Annotated in this window: 14 protein-coding genes; 5 read left to right on the top strand and 9 right to left on the bottom strand. The window is 53.9% G+C overall.

Annotated features, from left to right (window positions below; genetic code table 11):
* Nucleotides 1-50: 50 nt before the first annotated feature.
* From SH248x_RS16855 to SH248x_RS16820, 8 genes are all read right to left on the bottom strand, one after another.
* Nucleotides 51-1,733, bottom strand: coding sequence for a methyltransferase domain-containing protein (locus SH248x_RS16855; protein ID WP_459555470.1), 1,683 nt, complete (start codon nucleotides 1,731-1,733; stop codon nucleotides 51-53).
* A gap of 271 nt (nucleotides 1,734-2,004) precedes the next feature.
* A complete protein-coding gene (locus SH248x_RS16850) occupies nucleotides 2,005-2,778 on the bottom strand; it encodes a class I SAM-dependent methyltransferase (protein ID WP_459555469.1) in 774 nt (257 codons plus the stop codon).
* Nucleotides 2,779-3,075: 297 nt separating this feature from the next.
* Nucleotides 3,076-4,392, bottom strand: a complete 1,317-nt coding sequence (locus SH248x_RS16845) for an ABC transporter ATP-binding protein (protein WP_459555468.1) — start codon at nucleotides 4,390-4,392, stop codon at nucleotides 3,076-3,078.
* A 12-nt stretch (nucleotides 4,393-4,404) separates the two neighbouring features.
* Nucleotides 4,405-5,250 carry an ABC transporter permease gene (locus SH248x_RS16840; protein WP_459555467.1) on the bottom strand — a complete coding sequence of 282 codons (846 nt, stop codon included), beginning with the start codon at nucleotides 5,248-5,250 and terminating at the stop codon, nucleotides 4,405-4,407.
* A 110-nt stretch (nucleotides 5,251-5,360) separates the two neighbouring features.
* Nucleotides 5,361-6,185 (bottom strand): class I SAM-dependent methyltransferase, encoded by an 825-nt coding sequence (locus SH248x_RS16835; protein WP_459555466.1) that lies wholly within the window; start codon nucleotides 6,183-6,185, stop codon nucleotides 5,361-5,363.
* 51 nt (nucleotides 6,186-6,236) lie between these two features.
* Nucleotides 6,237-7,532, bottom strand: a complete 1,296-nt coding sequence (locus tag SH248x_RS16830; RefSeq protein ID WP_459555465.1) for an ABC transporter ATP-binding protein — start codon at nucleotides 7,530-7,532, stop codon at nucleotides 6,237-6,239.
* Nucleotides 7,507-8,691 (bottom strand): rhamnan synthesis F family protein, encoded by a 1,185-nt coding sequence (locus SH248x_RS16825; protein WP_459555464.1) that lies wholly within the window; start codon nucleotides 8,689-8,691, stop codon nucleotides 7,507-7,509. The genes SH248x_RS16830 and SH248x_RS16825 overlap by 26 nt, the downstream gene beginning before the upstream one ends.
* 11 nt (nucleotides 8,692-8,702) lie before the next feature.
* Entirely contained in the window at nucleotides 8,703-9,746 is a 1,044-nt protein-coding gene (locus SH248x_RS16820; protein WP_459555463.1) for a glycosyltransferase family protein, read from the bottom strand.
* A 240-nt stretch (nucleotides 9,747-9,986) separates the two neighbouring features.
* Between SH248x_RS16820 and SH248x_RS16815 the strand changes: the two genes are divergently transcribed.
* The 5 genes from SH248x_RS16815 to SH248x_RS16795 all read left to right on the top strand — a co-directional run bounded on the left by SH248x_RS16815 (nucleotide 9,987) and on the right by SH248x_RS16795 (nucleotide 16,666).
* On the top strand, nucleotides 9,987-11,057 hold the full coding sequence (locus tag SH248x_RS16815; protein WP_459555462.1) for a mannose-1-phosphate guanylyltransferase: 1,071 nt from the start codon (nucleotides 9,987-9,989) through the stop codon (nucleotides 11,055-11,057).
* Nucleotides 11,058-11,220: 163 nt separating this feature from the next.
* Nucleotides 11,221-11,703: a RuvX/YqgF family protein gene (ruvX, locus tag SH248x_RS16810; protein ID WP_459555461.1), complete on the top strand. Its 483-nt coding sequence runs from the start codon at nucleotides 11,221-11,223 to the stop codon at nucleotides 11,701-11,703.
* Nucleotides 11,704-11,906: 203 nt separating this feature from the next.
* The gene (locus SH248x_RS16805; RefSeq protein WP_459555460.1) at nucleotides 11,907-13,001 is read left to right on the top strand and encodes a class I SAM-dependent methyltransferase; all 1,095 of its coding nucleotides are present in this window, start codon (nucleotides 11,907-11,909) and stop codon (nucleotides 12,999-13,001) included.
* A 282-nt stretch (nucleotides 13,002-13,283) separates the two neighbouring features.
* Complete coding sequence (locus SH248x_RS16800; RefSeq protein WP_459555459.1) at nucleotides 13,284-15,632, top strand: polysaccharide biosynthesis/export family protein; 2,349 nt, start codon at nucleotides 13,284-13,286, stop codon at nucleotides 15,630-15,632.
* Complete coding sequence (locus SH248x_RS16795) at nucleotides 15,629-16,666, top strand: disk-shape morphogenesis protein volactin (protein WP_459555458.1); 1,038 nt, start codon at nucleotides 15,629-15,631, stop codon at nucleotides 16,664-16,666. The genes SH248x_RS16800 and SH248x_RS16795 overlap by 4 nt, the downstream gene beginning before the upstream one ends.
* Nucleotides 16,667-16,822: 156 nt before the next feature.
* Here SH248x_RS16795 and fliE read toward each other — a convergent pair whose 3' ends face one another.
* Nucleotides 16,823-17,125, bottom strand: coding sequence for a flagellar hook-basal body complex protein FliE (fliE, locus tag SH248x_RS16790; protein WP_459555457.1), 303 nt, complete (start codon nucleotides 17,123-17,125; stop codon nucleotides 16,823-16,825).
* Nucleotides 17,126-17,138 lie beyond the last annotated feature (13 nt).

Here is a 17,138-nt window from a genome sequence, read left to right as displayed (position 1 = left end):
ATGCCGGACGTGAATCGATCTTCCGGTTTACGATCAATCCATGAATCTGATCATCCCTGCGATGGGTGTGCCCCGAGCTTTTCGCCGAGCCAGCGGAGAGGTGCTGTCAGGCGCCAACTCAAGGATTGTCGTATTGCCTCCAACTCCACCTTTCGACGCTGTACTTCATCGAGAAGCGTTGAGGCGTTCTTCTCCTGGGTGGTAAATGCTCCCCACACCCATTCTGGAAGCGTTGAGCGATTTGTGGCGGCGGCAATCACATACATGGGGCGAATCAGCCCTGGAGTGAATTGGATCTGATGAAAGTCTCCCGTCATACTTTGGAAATTTCCAGAACGATCGTGGGAGCTTTCTGGAACGATCAACGATCCATTCCAAATACGCTGGTCGGCCAACGAGACGGTTTGAAACGAGGTACGCAGTAATTGGAGGAAGTCCTGGCGAGACAGCTCCTTCACGTGGAATGGATTTGGTGGTTGTCCAACGCGATAGACTGCCGGATCTGGCGTTGATATGAGAAGCACGCCGTCGGGTCTCAGAACACGACGCATTTCCCTGATAAATTTCTCTTGATCATGAATGTGTTCGATGGTTTCAAAGCTGACGATCAGATCGAACGAGGCATCATCCAGAGGAAGTTCGCGACAGTCTGCCGTGAGAAAACGCAGATTGGGATGTTGATAACGTTTTTGGGCATGGTGGATCGTCTCTGGATCAATATCGATGCCGATCACAGATCTTGCGTTTGCAGCCAGAAGATTGGCTCCGTAACCATCGCCGCAGGCTAAATCAAGAATATCTTTGTGCTGTGACCACGCGACAGCAGTTGCATACCGATGAAGATGCTCTTCAACAATCGCTCCGTCGAGTGATGGTAGCAGTCGCTCGCCGGTGAATTTCGGCGAAGGAGAATTTTTGACTGTTTCAATGGATGGAGAGTTGAAGGGCGACGGGCTGGGAGTCTTGGGCGAGCCTCGTTCCAGGTCGAGAGCTTGCGGGGCAATTTGGTCCGATCCTGTGTTCGAGCGTGAGTCAGAGGCATTGCTCGAGTGTGCCACGATTGTTACAGCCGAGGGGAATTCCCAGGCGTGCATTTTGCAGGCTTCGAATCCAGCTCTGACAGGCGAGCACCAGGCGTCTGCGCCAAACTCGGTACGGACCTGATAGTCAGGAGGATTTGACGGGTTTCCGTGAAAGGATGGATGCTCGGTATTGGACGCTCGGGTCAAACGACCGACGATAATAGGAATCGTAAAAATACAGCGGCCGTGCTTTGAGAGAATACGACGGCATTCGCTTAGACCGGCGAGAGGATCGGGGACGTGCTCCAGCGTATCGGAATGAATGACCAGGTCGAAGCTGCCGTCTGCAAAGGGCATCTTCTGCATGTCGACGGACGGGTAATCCACCCTGGTATGGAGCGGAAACGCAGCCAGCCATGGGGACAACATTCCCGCGCCATTGATTTCCAAGGTTTTGACATTGCGGATGGCTGGACTCGTCACGAAATCATGGAACAGTCCCTCAAAGCCGAACTCGGCCATGATGGCCGATGCGAGCGCCAGGCTCCGCCAATTCACGCCACAGCTGTCGCATGTACGACCTTGTTGGCGATTGATGTAATCGACTTCGTGGGGTGCCAGTTCCCATTTCTGAATGAGTTCCTGCCAGAGGACTTCTTGATTTGTGAAGTGACTGCCACCACAGATTGGGCAGGATCGCTGTTGAGTCATATTCACCTACATCCTGAATCAATAGCCTGATTCACAATTTGAAACCTATAGAGGACGAAATAAAACTATCGTTCCCATAAGCCTTGTGGTAGGGGTGCCAAAGACCCTGCCGTGTCAGCTTTGTTTGTGAAGAATAATATAGTACACGCGGCTAATGTATTCAGATTGATTGCAGCGAGTAAAATATTGATGTTCACAATGCTATATAACAATAATAATTCGCTGCGGCAGTATGCAAACGGAGTGAAATCAGTACTCGCCCACCGACTGGCTAGGTATCAGGTGGCTTCAGAAGCAAACCTTGTCCAGTAGGGAGTGAAGCAATCATCACGTTCTTTTCTTGGGCAAAGATGTCCATGGCATGCTTTTGTGATTCAAAACCGTAATATGCATAATCATCGAGGAGGACGACGGCGCCTGGAAGGAGTCGATTCCAAAAATATCGGATGGAACTGATTTCGGGAGGAGAGCAGTTCATATCCAGGTGCAAATACGCCACTTTCTGCGTATCGACAAGGCTTAGCGTATCTGGAATACTTCCCTGGATGATTTTTACGTTCTTCCACTCTGAGAAGTTGACTCGTACAGACTCGACGCCTTGAGTGTAGAATCCCTGTTCTAAATGGAATTTATTTTTCTCTAATGCGCCTGCGGCCCGATCTTCTTCTGAGACGTAACGCGGATCAATTCCTGAAAATGTGTCTAAAAGATAAAACGTGCGATTCAGTTCGTCCCAATTTAAGCGTTTCATAATTGCAGAACTAAGGAACCCACGATTGACTCCGCATTCGACAAAATCTCCATCAATCTTACTAGCGGTGACCGCAGCCCAGAGGCCAATATGGACCCGCCAGTGCCACTTGTAGTCCGAGTCCGCCTGGCAGCCTCTCGCGTAAGCCTGACAAAACGAGGGATCCTGCATGAAATCGTGATTGTGGATTGTTTTCAGGCCGTCCTGATCATAATCGCTTACTGGTTTCGACGCACGTATCCCATAAGTTCGTATGGCATGAAAAGAGCTGCTCAGGAAGTTTAAAGGATTCATTGGATGTCAGATATTCAAGACGTGCGCGGAGATAGGAATAGTGTCAAACGCTTCTCATTGAAAAAAATTGACGCTGTTTGATACTCGTGGATTTTTCCAAACACATTAATAGTGTTTAAGGTGCAAGTTGAGTTCTAATCTGTTACCAGTTTAAATCTAGCTTTTCATACTTTCAGCTTGGAGTTATGTAAACGACTTACTGAGCTACACGGTCCGATTTCTGAATGAGGTCAGGCAAGAAGTGCTTATCGTTTGTGAAACGGATGTCGCCACAGACAGGAAAGGAACGGCGCTGAGTCATCTTCTCTGACGCTCCGATTCAATGTCATGGTCGCATATGGGAATCCAGTGAGGACGAAGCAGGCTGTCATTTCCGCGCATCTTGCTGAGCGGATAGCGGCGACCCAGTCCTGTGAGGTTTTGCATTTCAAAGCTTAATTCGCCCTGCGGAAGTTGATGGCTCACCTGGCGGTAGGCCAGTCCGACCAGGAATGCGATCTCATATCGCCCACTTGCGAGGGTGTTGGGGGGAATTCGCCATCGATGTTCCATCCTTTGAGGGTACACCGTGGGCGCCACGTCGCTGAGATGATCGTCAAAAAGTGTCAGGGCCAATTCATCACCGTAACTGGAGAGGAGTCGGAACCCCCAGATGAGCCCCTCCACGGGTTGAAGTACATCCAAGACCGCACCGATTTCCACCGCTTCTGCGGTGTCCCAATCGTTCCCGGCTCCTTGTGTGGTTACCCAGGCCCTGACCAACTGAAGATGGCTGTCACCGCTTGGACCTTCCCAAGTCGTGGTCTCATTGGGACCGTGACATTGATAAGTAGATAGAGTTTCGGCAATCGTTCCCTGCTGAAGAACTTCGCCATTTTGCAACAGAATCCCTTTTGTGCACAGTGATGCCATTGCAGACTGATTGTGACTGACGAACAGAATTGTGCGGCCGGTTTTTGAGACTTCTCCCATTTTGCCTAAGCATTTTTTCTGGAACTCGGCGTCGCCGACGGCGAGGACTTCGTCGACGATGAGGATTTCGGGTTCCAGGTGGGCGGCGATGGCGAAGCCTAAGCGGACCTGCATGCCGGAGGAGTAGCGTTTGACGGGGGTGTCGAGGAATTTGTCGGTGCCGGCGAAGTTGGTGATTTCGTCGAACTTGCGTTTGATCTCGGTTTTGGACATGCCGAGGATCGAGCCGGAGAGGTAGATGTTTTCTCGGCCGGTCAGTTCGGGGTGGAAGCCGGTGCCGACTTCGAGGAGGGAAGCGACTCGGCCTTTGATGCCGAAGCGGCCTTCGGTCGGTTCGGTGATCTGGGAGAGGATTTTCAGGAGGGTGGATTTGCCGGCGCCGTTGCGGCCGATGATGCCGACGACGTCGCCTCGTTTGACTTCAAAGTTGATGTCTTTGAGGGCCCAGAATTCGTTGGGGGCGTGGGCAGGTTTGTTGTCAGATGCGTCTGAGGATGTCTTACTTGAGAAAAGTCGTTTCGGAAAGGCTGCGGCGTGTCGAGCCATGCCGACGATCGCTTCGGATAGTCGGTAATACGGCTCACTGGTGCCGAGTTTGAATTTCTTGCCGAGTCCTTCGACCCGGATGACGACATCGCTCATGTCACCTTCAGGTCAAATGCGGTCGGAGAAGAAGCGTTCCATGCGTCGGAAGTAGAACATGCCGCCGAGGAGGACGAGGAGTGTTCCGGACAGGGAGATCGCGAGGGAGCTGAATGACGGGGCGGGTAAGCCGAGGATGGACCAGCGGAAGAGTTCGAGGATGCCAGCCATGGGGTTGAGAGAATAGAGCCAGCGCCATTTTTCGGGGATGGTGGCGTTCATTTCGTAGACGACGGGGCTGATGAACATGCCAATTTGCAGCATGAAGGGGACGATGAACTGGACGTCGCGGTAGATGGCGTTTAGGGCGGAGAGCCAGAGCGAAACAGCGAGTGAGACTGCGAGAAGTCCGATGATGACCAGCGGGAGCGCGAGCATGTTGATGCTGTAGGGGACGCTGAAGAATGGCATCAAAACCAGGAGCAGGCCAAAGGCGATGGCGAAGTCGACCAGAGGCGGGATGAGTGATGCCAGTGGCAGGATCATCTTGGGGAAGTAAACTTTTTGCAGGATGTTCTGGTTCTGAACCAGGGAAGTCGTCGAAGCAGTGATCGTGCCCGCGAACAGCATCCAGGGGACCAGACCGCACAGGCAGGTGATGGCATAGGGGACGTTGCTGGAGGTGGCTTTGGCGTTCAGCAGTCCGAAGAGCATGGCGAAGATCGCCATGGTGAGGAGGGGCTGAAGGATGGCCCAGGCGGCTCCGACGGCGGTTTGTCGGTAGCGGATCTTGAGATCGCGTTGGGCGAAGGTCCAGATGAGTTCACGAAAACGCCATAGCTCCGCGACATCGACCCACTGCCAGTTGGGGCGTGGGCCGTAATAGCGGAAGCCGTCTTCGGCTGTGTTCGAGCTCACTTGTATTCCTTTGTGTCGAAACGATTCGGGTCAACGACGACCCGGAACCGACGTGTCATTGTGCAAAGTAAATTTTAATGAATGATGAAGACTCAGTGTTGATGTCGGAATTATTTTGACCTTGGATCGGGTCGTTCGTCCTTCCAGAAGCGATTCCCCAGGAAATTGCTGCCTTCGTTGTTCTTGCCTTTATAGAGAAAGGCGAGGTTGTGATAGAAGTGGATGGAAACGATGTTTCGGTCGTAATAGGTCGGCTGGTAATGGTCGTCGACGTATTCTTCGAAGTTCAGGCCGTCGACGAGGGACTTGAGGAAATTCATGCTGGTGAAGGGGGAGTTGAGGTCGTGTGAGCCACCCCAGTTTTCGCCGGTCAGGTTTTCCCAATAGGAGGTCTGGAGATCTTCGATGGCATAGATCCCGCCGTCGCTGAGGAGAGGGAAGAGGACGCGGAATGATTCGAGAACGTGTTGGCAGTAGTGGCTGCCGTCGTCGATGATGATGTCGAAGGGGCCGTATTGTTCGACGATCGATTTCAGGAACGGCTCGTCGGCCTGACTGCCTTTGAGTGTTTTGATGCGCGGTTCGTCGAGAGCGGATTTATCGAAGATGTCGAGGCCGTAGATCTGGGCGTGGGGGAAGAAGGCTTTCCACATTCTCAGGGAGTGGCCTCCGACGTTTGGCTTTTCGTGGCCGCCGACGCCGATTTCTAAGAGGTTGAATTTCCTCTCGCGAAATTTTTGGAAGTGATGCTGGTAATGCTCGGCGTAAAAGTGTTTGTCTTGTTTATCGGTCTGGTAATAGCGGGCGAGGTGCACCAGAGATCCTTCGGGAGCGGCTTTGGCGACCGTGAGGGCGTATAGGCGACCTAAGCGAGCCAGCGTATTGTCACGCAGGTTTCCCAGCCAATATCGAGTTCTTAGTAAAGGTGAGGGCATGGGAGTGATTTATCAAGGTGTTGAGAAGTTGAGTGAGTGGGGTCGGGGAGTTCAATGCTGCTGGATGGACCAGTCGAACATGGGCCTGATGACTCCGGGCCAGGGTCCTTCGTAGGGGCCTCGGACCCCTTGTCCTCGTGACTGATCGACGATCTCGAAGGTTAAGGCATTGAGGTCGATGGCGTGCACTGTATCGGGATTGTACGTCGTCACGGCGATGAGCACATTGTAGAACCCCTCGTTCATGAAGTGCCCGGGGATGGTGCAGGTACTGGTGATGTGGCCACGTTTGCGAGGTGTCGACCACCATTGCTGGTTGTTGAAGTCGTGTGAGGAGAAGACGAGAAGCCCCTGCTCATTGGTGATGTGAAAGACGGCCGTCGTTCTGAGATCTGGTGAGAGGGTGTCGTAATCGATCTCGATCTTGAAGGGTTGTGCGATATTGACGGACGGCTCCAGCTGGTCGTTGGCATTCAGGATGCGAGCGCGGGACAGTTTTGCGACGTCGTTGCCGATGGGCGGGTCCCAGGTTTTCTCAGCGACGAGGCGTCCGCCTTTGGAGAGGTATTGATAGAGGAGATCTTCGACCTTGCCGGTTTGAATGATCTTTCCCTGTTCGAGAAGAATCCCGCTGTGGCAGAGGCGTTGTACGGCGCTCATGTTGTGACTGACGAAGAGGACGGTTCGGCCGTTTTGTCCCATCTCGGACATTTTCTGGACGGACTTGGTCTGGAAGTCGGCATCGCCGACGGCAAGGATTTCATCGACGATCAGGACGTCGGCTTCGAGGTTGGCGGCGAGCGCGAAACCGAGGCGGACCTGCATGCCGGAGGAATAGCGTTTGACCGGGAGGTCGATGAATTGTGAGACGCCGGCGAAGTCGACGATTTCATCGAAGCGTTTGCGAATCTGTGCTCGCTGCATGCCGAGGAGGGAACCAGAAAGGAAGACGTTCTCGCGTCCAGTCAGTTCCGAGTGAAAGCCGGTGCCGACTTCCAGGAGAGAGGCGACTTTGCCTTTGATGCCGAAGCGGCCGGTTGTCGGTTCGGTGATGCGGGAGAGGATTTTCAGGAGCGTTGATTTGCCGGCACCGTTGCGGCCGATGAGCGCGAAGACTTCGCCTTGTTTGACTTCGAAGTTGATGTCTTTGAGAGCCCAGAATTCGGAGGGAGCAGCGGCATTCTCTTTCGACTCGTTTGATTTATTCCCCAACAGCCAGGACGCGGGGGCACGTAACGCCCCGTATGCCCAGTTCTGCAGCGTCTCGGAAAGACGATGATAGGGCATGTGGCTGCCGAGTTTGAATTTCTTGCCGAGTTCTTCAACCCGGATGACGACGTCGCTCATGATGAAAGTCTACGCTTTGTGTGGCGTTTGTCGTTGTTGTGTTGGCGAAAATTGGCTTGACCCGTTCAATATAGGCTTTCATAACCGTCACGACCTCATCCCGGCTGTCCAGATTTCGTCTCTCTCGATCTAGACCGTCCAGAAAGTCGAACGCTGATCTCTCTGGCTGTGGATTTGATGTTGGATCGAGGAGTACCGCGCGTTTCACAAACGGAAAATCAAACTTCTCCACGAGGATCGACCAGAAAAGTAGCGTTGGGTTGACCGCGTCACGGTTCAGGATCGCTACGACGATCTCTGGAGAATGCCTTTGGGATAAGATCTTTTGTGCAGCTTCGATCAGTTGATCGGTCTTGAAGAGAGGTTTCAATTCGATTCCTGCGTCAAGGAATCGCTGCGAGAGGCCGACTTCATAACGGTTGATCACCTCCTGCTTGGGTAGCGTCGATTCGACCTGGCTCCAGAATTCGCGGAATGCCTCACTGGCGATTAATTCCGATGGGAAGTACACGAAGCACGACTGCAGGTGGTGTCCCTTCTGGTGGCTGTCATTGAGTCCCCATAACCCATTCGATGCAGTTTTTAGACGGGCCAGCGATGTCGAGAACGACGCCAGCGGACCTGTCAGGCTGTCATTCATGATTAACAGACCTGCGGCCTGATCGAGGTGTCCCAGAGAATTCAGGTACTCGATACCGGCTTTGTATGAGTAAAAGTCGTGTCCGACATTTTCTCGTGAGATGACTGCTTCGCAGATCGGTTGGAGTCTTTCAACGTCGGTCTGGGACATGGATTCGGACGTACTGACGAGAACGGTGCGAAATCCGGCGACTTTCAACTCGTTCAGAACCCGGAACACCGTCTCATCGACGATCGATTGCGGATCCCAGGTTGAGTAAACCGCGTAGAACGAAGACGATTGATCGCGGCAGTTTCCTTCGACAATCTTCGCCCCCTCATAGGCTGGTGCGTCGTCCCGGTCGTATCGGGTTTCCTTTTTCTTCAACAGCCCGGGTGCGACCTTTTGAATGATGCTTTTGAGTGCTGTCTTGATCGGGTAGGTCTTCGCGGGAGGCGTGGGATTGTTTAACTCCGCGAAGTAAGGGGCGCTTATGACAGCCGCGTGAAAGTCATCAGATTCTTGATCACGACTGGGCATCTAAGGATTTTCTATCGCTTCTTCCAGAGTCCGAGACGCTTTAACTTCCGGTAGACGGCCAATCCCGTTCTGCCGATCATGGAGTTCTGGATCCTCTTCAGCTGGTGCTGATATTCCCGGACTTTATCAAACACGGCTGAGTCTTCGACGACGGTTTTGAGAATGGCATTCAGTCGCTGTCTTGGATCTTCAATCTTCGAGCGATCATACTGATCGAGGATCTCGCCGATGAAGAGTTCCTTGCCTTTTTCGAGGTCTCCACTTTCCAGGATGGACGAGATCTCGTAGTTGGCCAGCCAGCGACGAAACGCATTAAAGTCGGTCTCATGGCCTGGCCCGACTTCTTGCTCGAGCATCGGCAGGTAGTGACGCATGACTGCGACGTGATGACTGGCCTTCGTCCCTGACCATGCTGCACTCTGATGAACACGATAGGCTGCCATGTGCTCTGGCAGGAAGCCAATCTCGCCACGACTTGCCAGCAGAATGTAGGTCGGCCAGTCCGGCAGGCCGATGGTCGACATCCATTCTGGCAGTGTCTGGAGACAACGTCTTCTGAGCATCACCGAACAGGTCTGCATGAAGTTCTGTCGGATCAAAGCCGAGAGCGTGAAGTCCCGCCAGTTCTCGGGGGGATTCGTGACGCCTGTTGGCTTGCCTTGCTCGTCGACATAGTCGGTCACGTGGATGCAGAGCGACGATTCCGGATGCTGATCGAGATAAGCGACCTGGCGGGCCAGTTTGTCATTGGACGTCCAGTAATCATCGCCTTCGAGCAGTGCCGTATATTCGCCGCGGCAGCTGTGATATGTGTCGATGAAATTGGGCAGCATGCCGATGTTGCGTTCTCGCAACAGTAGACGAATCTTGTTCGGAAAACGCTTCTGAATCGCGATCAATTTTTCGCGAGTTGCATCGGGCGAGCAGTCTTCTCCGACGACCAGTTCGAAGTCAAAAGTGGTTTTCTGGCTCAGCACACTCTCGACGGCCTGTTCGATGAACCGCTCGTGCTGATAAGTGATCATGCACACGCTGACTTTCGGGGTGTTGGTCATCGTGAGTCGGCTTGAAAGCAGGTGCAGAAGTGTGAATAAAAGATGAGGAATATCACGGCAGGCAACTCAACATGTCAATCGAAAGATCAAGACCCCTTGATCTCCATTTCGAAAATTTCATGAGTGACTTGCGTCTGTCCTGAAGCGCATCATATGAACTGCTTTCCGCTTTTACTATCACAAGTCATAAGCACAGGTCCCAAGACGACACCTTCGTTCAACCTCCGGAGTGAGAATTTCATGCTTCACGTTATGATTATGGCCGGCGGTTCCGGCACCCGCTTCTGGCCTGCCAGCCGCACCAAGATGCCCAAGCAACTTCTTCAGCTGGCGGGTGATGGCACCATGATTCAGCAGACTCAGGCTCGTTGCGATGGACTGGTCTCTGCATCCCGGATGTGGGTCGTGACCAACAAGCTGCAAAGCGAAGAAATCGCGCGTCAGATTCCGAGTCTTCCTGCTGACCACATTCTCGTTGAACCGTGTGCGCGTAATACCGCTCCCTGTGTGGGTCTGGCTGTGCTTCATCTGCTGGTCAAAGATCCTGAAGCCGTGATGCTGGTGACGCCAGCCGATCAGGTGATCAGCCCAATCAGCGAGTTTCAGTCAGCCGTTCAAACAGGGCTGTCTCTGATCAAGGAAGATTCCTCGCGTTTCGTTCTGTTTGGCATCCCGCCTCAATACCCTGCGACGGGCTTTGGTTATATCGAAGCGGCTAAGGAGGCGGTTGCAGAAGGTGTGCATGCCGTCGAGTCATTCAAGGAGAAGCCCGACCTCGAAACGGCTAAGGCCTATCTCGCGTCGGGGCGTTATTTCTGGAACTCGGGGATCTTCATGTGGAAAGCCCAGACTCTGTGGGACACGCTCGCCCAGCATGAGCCGACGATTACGGAGGGTCTGCTCAAACTGAAGGAGCACATTGGTAAGCCGACCTATGATGCTGCCCTTGCGGAAGTCTTCCCGACACTCAAGTCGATCTCGATCGACTATGCTGTTCTTGAGCGAGCTGACAACTGTGTGATGATCAAAGCACCGTTTGAATGGGATGACGCGGGCTCGTGGCAGTCTCTGACTCGACTTAATCCCCAGGACGCTGACGAGAATACGATCCTCGGCAAACACCTGGGGCTTAAGACCAAAGGCTGCATCATCCGCAGCTCCGGTGACCACCTGATTTCGACCTATGGCGTCGAAGGCCTGATCATCGTCCATACTCCTGATGCGACACTCGTCGCTGACGCTTCGGATGATCAGGCGGTCAAGCAGTTGGTTGAGACGCTTAAAGAGCGCGGGCTGACGGAGTATCTTTAAGAGTTTTTTCACCACAGAGGTCACGGAGTCACACAGAGGCACACAGGGAAATACAAGATATGCAATCGTTGTGAGACAATGCGCGACGTCTTTTTTCACGAGATCAGTTCTCTTCTCCGTGAACCTCTGTGAAACGTAGTGTTCTCTTTGGTAATATGACCGTATGTCTCCACCCGGCCAGATTAATGTTCCGCTTCCGATTGAAGGCTCTCTGCTTGGAGTCGACTATGGGACGGTGCGCATAGGCCTTGCCATCTCGACGCCTTCTCAATCGATCGCGTCTGCTCTGGAAACTTACCAGCGACAAAACCTTGTCCAGGATGAAAAGCGGTTTCGCAAGGTCATTGAGGAATTCCGCATTAAGGGGATCGTCGTCGGCTCGCCGATTCACGTGAATGGAAGCGAAAGCCAGAAGTCGGCAGAAGCAGAGACGTTCGCCCGCTGGCTGAATCAGTTCACCGGGCTGCCGGTGGCTCTCCACGACGAACGCTATACGTCATCGCTGGCGGCTGATGCCCTGGTGGAAGCGGGTTTCAAGCCTCACAAGCACAAAGGCAAACTCGATAAGCTGGCCGCGCTGTTGATGCTGCAGAGCTATCTGGATCGACGTGCGGAACTCCGGAAGCAGGCGGAAGAGCCTCAGTAGACATGAGATTTCTGCTTTCGCTATTTGCCCCTTTTCGTCGTGATTCCGAAGACGAATCGTGCTTCACACGATGAATCATGAAGATGGCAGGAGTTTTCAATTCGCTGACGAATTTAAGAAAATTCCCTGTAACATAACCGCTGATCAGTCGCTCTAGTCCCTTGCGGGTTTGATATTCCCTCGACACAGGAGTAATGACAGCAATGACGACAGTTTCAACACACAGCCAGTCCGCCATCACAGCAACGCTCACCACCGAAGAATTGATGGAGCGCTTCGTCGGGGACATGAACGCCTCCGCGCGACTCATCATGGTCTCGCTGGGTCACCGCACGGGACTGTTCGATGTGATGTCCACGATGGGGCCAGCAAGCGCAGCGCAAATCGCGTCGAGTGCAGGTCTTCATGAGCGTTATGTCCGCGAATGGCTCGGCGCGATGGTGACATCGCGGTTCGTTTCCTACGACCCTGACCAGCAGACTTACCACCTGCCCTTGTCAGCAGCCGCGTGTTTGACCCGTGCGGCTGTGCCGCAGAATTTCGCTTCAATGGGTCAATGGGTGTCTGTCCTGGGGGCAGTTGAAGGACAGGTCCTCGAAGCCTTCAAAACTGGCAAAGGCGTGCCCTATTGCGCTTATCACCGCTTTCACGACGTCATGGCAGAGGAAAGTGATCAGACCGTCGGAGCAATGCTGGAGAGCGCCATTCTTCCTCTCGAACCAGGTCTGATCAACCGTCTGAAATCCGGCATCGAAGTTCTCGATATTGGTTGCGGAGCAGGTCGTTCCATCACGAAGCTCGCCAGGCTGTTTCCTGAGAGTCGCTTCACGGGATACGACCTCTCCGAGGAAGCAGTCGGCATGGGCAATTCCAACGCTCAGCGTCAGGGTCTGAAGAACGTTCAGTTCATCATCAAAGATGCAACGAATATCGATGACATCCAGCGATTCGATCTGATCTTCGCCTTCGACGCCATCCACGATCAGGCGTACCCTGACATCGTTCTGGCAAATCTTCATCGAGCACTGAAAGACGGTGGATGTTTCCTTATGCAGGATATTTATACCTCGTCATATCTCGAAAAAAACATGGATCATCCCCTGGGGACATTCCTTTACACGATCTCGTGTACGCACTGTATGTCCGTGTCACTTGCACAAGGGGGTGTCGGGCTCGGTGCCTGCTGGGGGGAGGAACTTGCGCAGACAATGCTCAAGGCGGCCGGGTTTGCCAAAATCGAGATATATCGGTTGGAGCACGATATCATGAATAATTATTACGTTTGCCATAAAGCTTGATCGCGAAACGACATCAATTCAAAACCGATGAACGGTGTTCATCGGTTTTTTTGATGCGCTGTTTGATTTTGCTCATAGCGCGGGTCGGGATTTGCCGATTATACCGTTTGTGCGTGGCCAGATGCGTATCGCGGGACCGTTACAGACTTTCCGCAATGCTCGTTTTTTGCAGGGATTCCTGCGATCGGCTTCGTCACAACATCCCTGCCGGGATGATCTTACGATTTGAGATGGATCTCGAATCGCTCCGGCAGACGTTGGAATGAAAAGGAAGTCGATCCCATGAAGACCCGACTGACACTCCTGACGTGTCTGATGGGAGCATTGTCACTGCTCCTGTCGTGGCACCTCGTCTGCGGGTTCACCGTAACGGCTCAGTCGACGCTGGCTCCTCGCCCGAATCAGCGCAGTTCCACCATCGATATGTCGAATCTGTCCAACCCGAAGATGATCCTCGGCGTCATGGGAGCGGTCAAAACTCCGGGCGTTTATCACTTCCCCGGCGATCAGGTGACTATCAAACAGCTGCTCGAACAGGCAGGCCAGACAACCGAGTCAGCCACTGGTTCCATCCGCATCGTCCGTGGCAGCTATGTCAACATGAAGCTGTTCCTTCCGTCGCAGGAAAACTTCGTTCTCAAGCCATCTGACCTGCTCATTGTCGAATCGAAATCGCCCACGACACAGAAGATCATTGACTTGTCGAAACTCCGACAGGCTTCTCACGAGGCTCCTGCTTCGAACAACGTCCAGATCGGTCTGGTCAACCTGCTCGATTACCCGATGCTCGTCACCCTCAAGCCGGGTGATGCGAGTTTGAAGACTGTCTTTCTTGACCTGCTCAAACAGTCGCCCGATATCGTCAAATCGACTCAGTTGATCGAAGCTGTCGCACGTCCTCGCAACGAGCCGATCACTCCGGAATACCGTCTGACGGATGGTGCTGTCCTCGTGTTCGATGCACGCTCGGTCAATCGGGATGCTCTTCCGGAGTTTCCGCAGCCGTTCGAAGTCAAGCTCGCCTCGCATACGCAACCCGCGGGCGAAGCCTTCATCCCGCCCGCGCTTCCCGAGATCACACCTGCTGCACCGGAAGCGAATCGACAAGTTGCCCACGCAGCTGAGTCTACAGATTCGGCTCTTCCCGATCCATTAGCCATGCTCGCCCCGCCGATGGCATCAGGCCCGCAGCCTTATGTCCGCCAGGGCGACCTGCTCGAGATGAACATTCCTCCGCTGACGCCTTCGCAAGCCACTCCGCAGATGCAGCAGCCCTACTCGGGCATGACGATGACACCTGCCATCGCCTCGAAGCCAAAAGGCCCTCAGGCATACGTCCGTGATCGCAGTGAGAACATTCAGCAGCCAGGACAAATGACGCCTCAGATGCAGGCGATCATGGCTCAGCTGGCGTCTCATCACGGTCAGCAATTGTCCCCTGAGCAGATGCAGGCGATGCAGATGGCATCGATGCAAACGGCCTCTGCGGAAATGAATAGCGGGCACATCAATGCCGGACAAATGAATGCTGTGCCCATGCGGTCTGCTCAGCTGCCCGCTAATACCCCGATTGACCTGACGGCACAGATCGAACAACAAGAGCGTTCTGCAGATCCATCGAGTTGGAACCTGCCGGTGCCTGATCCTGTTTCGTCCATGGAGATGACTGGCCAGTTGCCCGTGCAGACCGCTTCGGCCGACAACCGCATCGCGCAGTTTGATCCTTATGACGACGTCCGTTCTGATTTCCCGAGACGTCAGTTTCTTCAGAATCTTCCCGAGAACGAATCGGCTGCTGCAGCGGTCAAGCCGCCAGTCGTCCAGGATCGTCTTGATAGTGCCGATGCGACCGTCACGCAGCTTGTTCCGCTCCCGACGGACGATCCTTTCGATATGCACAAAGAAGCTTATGCCGCCCAGCAGTACCGGTGGACAGCGATGGGCATTGTTGGGCTTGCGGTCATCTGTGTCGCGATGGCTTTTTTGTGGATGAAGTTTGGAAGCCGGTTCTCGTTGAGAAGGCTCGTTGAAGCCAAAGCTGCGACCAAGCCATCGCTGCAGCTCCAGTCTGCACCTGCCACGAACATCGTGACGAGCTCTTATCAACCCATCCAGAAGATGGCTTTGACGACGTACGATCAGCTTCAGGCTCTCATCGAGAACCAGCTGCCGATTGTTGAAGAATCGGCCGCTCTCACCATGGGGCAGACTCTCTACGGCGAGCCGAACGTCAGCAAGCTGTTCCGCTATGACGACTCTCATGTCGATCCGCAAACCGGCGATGTGAAGCTGTCTGGCCCGCACTTCAAAATCAAACCGAGTACGACTCAGGCTCAGGCCGGATTCAATCAATCTTCGATGTCTGCACCTCACTTCAAGCAGCGTCCTAAAACGCCTGCTGACAAGGTGACGATCAGCGAAGAAGCCCAGATCCCGATCGTTCCTCAGGAACATTTGGCTGAGCCAATCGCATCTTCAGATGCCTCATCGGAGCCCCTGATGTTCCGTGTCGATGGCCCTGAGTCGCCGATGGCTGATAAAGCCAAAGAGAAGTCTCATCACTTCGAAGTCTCGGCCCAGGAACTTCTTGAACGTACCCGAGCCTACATCCAGCGGGAGAAACAACAATGAACATTGCACTCGACCTAGGGAGCATGTCGTTTCGCACGCTGCGTCGCACTGGCGCCCAGCTGACCGCTCGACGTCTCACGTCTCAATACATCTCCGTGCCTTCGCATTCTCCTGCAGCGAAGCTCGCCCGGAAGACCGGCGTGTCGACGAATTCTGCAGAAGGCTTTGAACTGATTGTCGGCGATGATGCCATCGAGATGTCGCAGTTCGTCCAGGCTCCGCTGACTCCGTTTCTCGATGCTGGCAAGATTCCTGCCAACGACCCGATCGCCCGTCAGCTCATCGGCAATGCTCTTGATGCGTTGCTGCCGACGATCACAGGGGATGCAGGACTCTGTGTTCTCGCGCTCCCTGGCGGTCACCTTGACCTCGCGAGCAATCCTGAAATGGATTACCTCTCACGTGCCATCGGGCTGAAGAATTATACGATCATGCCGCTGCATGCCTCGTTGGCTCTTGGCCTGGCTGAGCTCGGCGATTCTTCTTTTACGGGTGTGGCCTTAACGCTTGGAGCCAGCTGCTGCGAACTCAGTGTCATCCGTTACGGCGTCGAACTCGCCTATGCTTACCTGCCGATGGGCGGACTGTGGATCGAAGAACAACTCGCCCAGAAGCAGTCACGCTTTACCTTCACGCCGACCGGCGAGCGATTTCTGGATGTCCTGTCGGTCCGCAACTGGATGAGTTCCGAACAACCCAACCTGCATCGCCCCAAGTCTGACGAAGACAAGCAACTCGCCGAAGCCTTCAATCACCTTCTCACTCAGGTCGAAGACGAGATGGGCACCCAACTCGGCCATCAGAGTGAATCCCTCTTCAGCATCGGGCATCCGCTGCCTCTCATTATTGGTGGCGGCCTGACGATGCTCGATGGTGCTGCACCCATGCTGATGAAACGCTTCCGGGAATCCTTTGGCCCGGTCGTCCTCTCGAGTGCTCGTGTCGTGAAGCATACGCCATTCACGATCTGCAGGGGCTGCCTGATTCACGCAGAGCTCGAACGTACCTACGCTCAAAGCCTGAACGCGGCTTAGTATAATGCTGCTTCACTTTTGAGGTGCACGAAGTTGTGTAGGGTCCGCTGTGAGGCCGTTCATCGACTTGGCACTCAGGCAGTCGTACGGAAGTTGGATGATCGAATTATCGAACGATATCGCGAATTTACGGTCCGCACAGCGGACCCTACGGGCTTACATTCTCAAATTCTGAACCTCGTTGAACGCATCGACCAGTTTGTTGCGAATTTGTACCATCGTCCTCAAGGACATGTCTGCTTTCTTCACTGCGGTGAAGACCTCGGCATTGGTGATGTCGTTGCCGGCGAGTCCATCCTGGATCGCCAGTTGGGCGGCCTGCTGGCCGGAGTTGGCTTCGGTAATAGCGCCCGTCAGCATGTCTTGAAATGAGACAGGACTAGTGGCGGTCATGGGGCTGCTGATGCCAGGCATGGCCTGCGGCAAACTGCCAATCTTGATCGGCTGGATCGGGTTCATGGTCTATTCTCTC

Origin of the sequence: Lacunimicrobium album (assembly GCF_052161635.1) — a bacterium.
Lineage (GTDB): Bacteria > Planctomycetota > Planctomycetia > Planctomycetales > Planctomycetaceae > SXPC01.
This window is presented reverse-complemented; position numbering and strand designations above follow the sequence as displayed.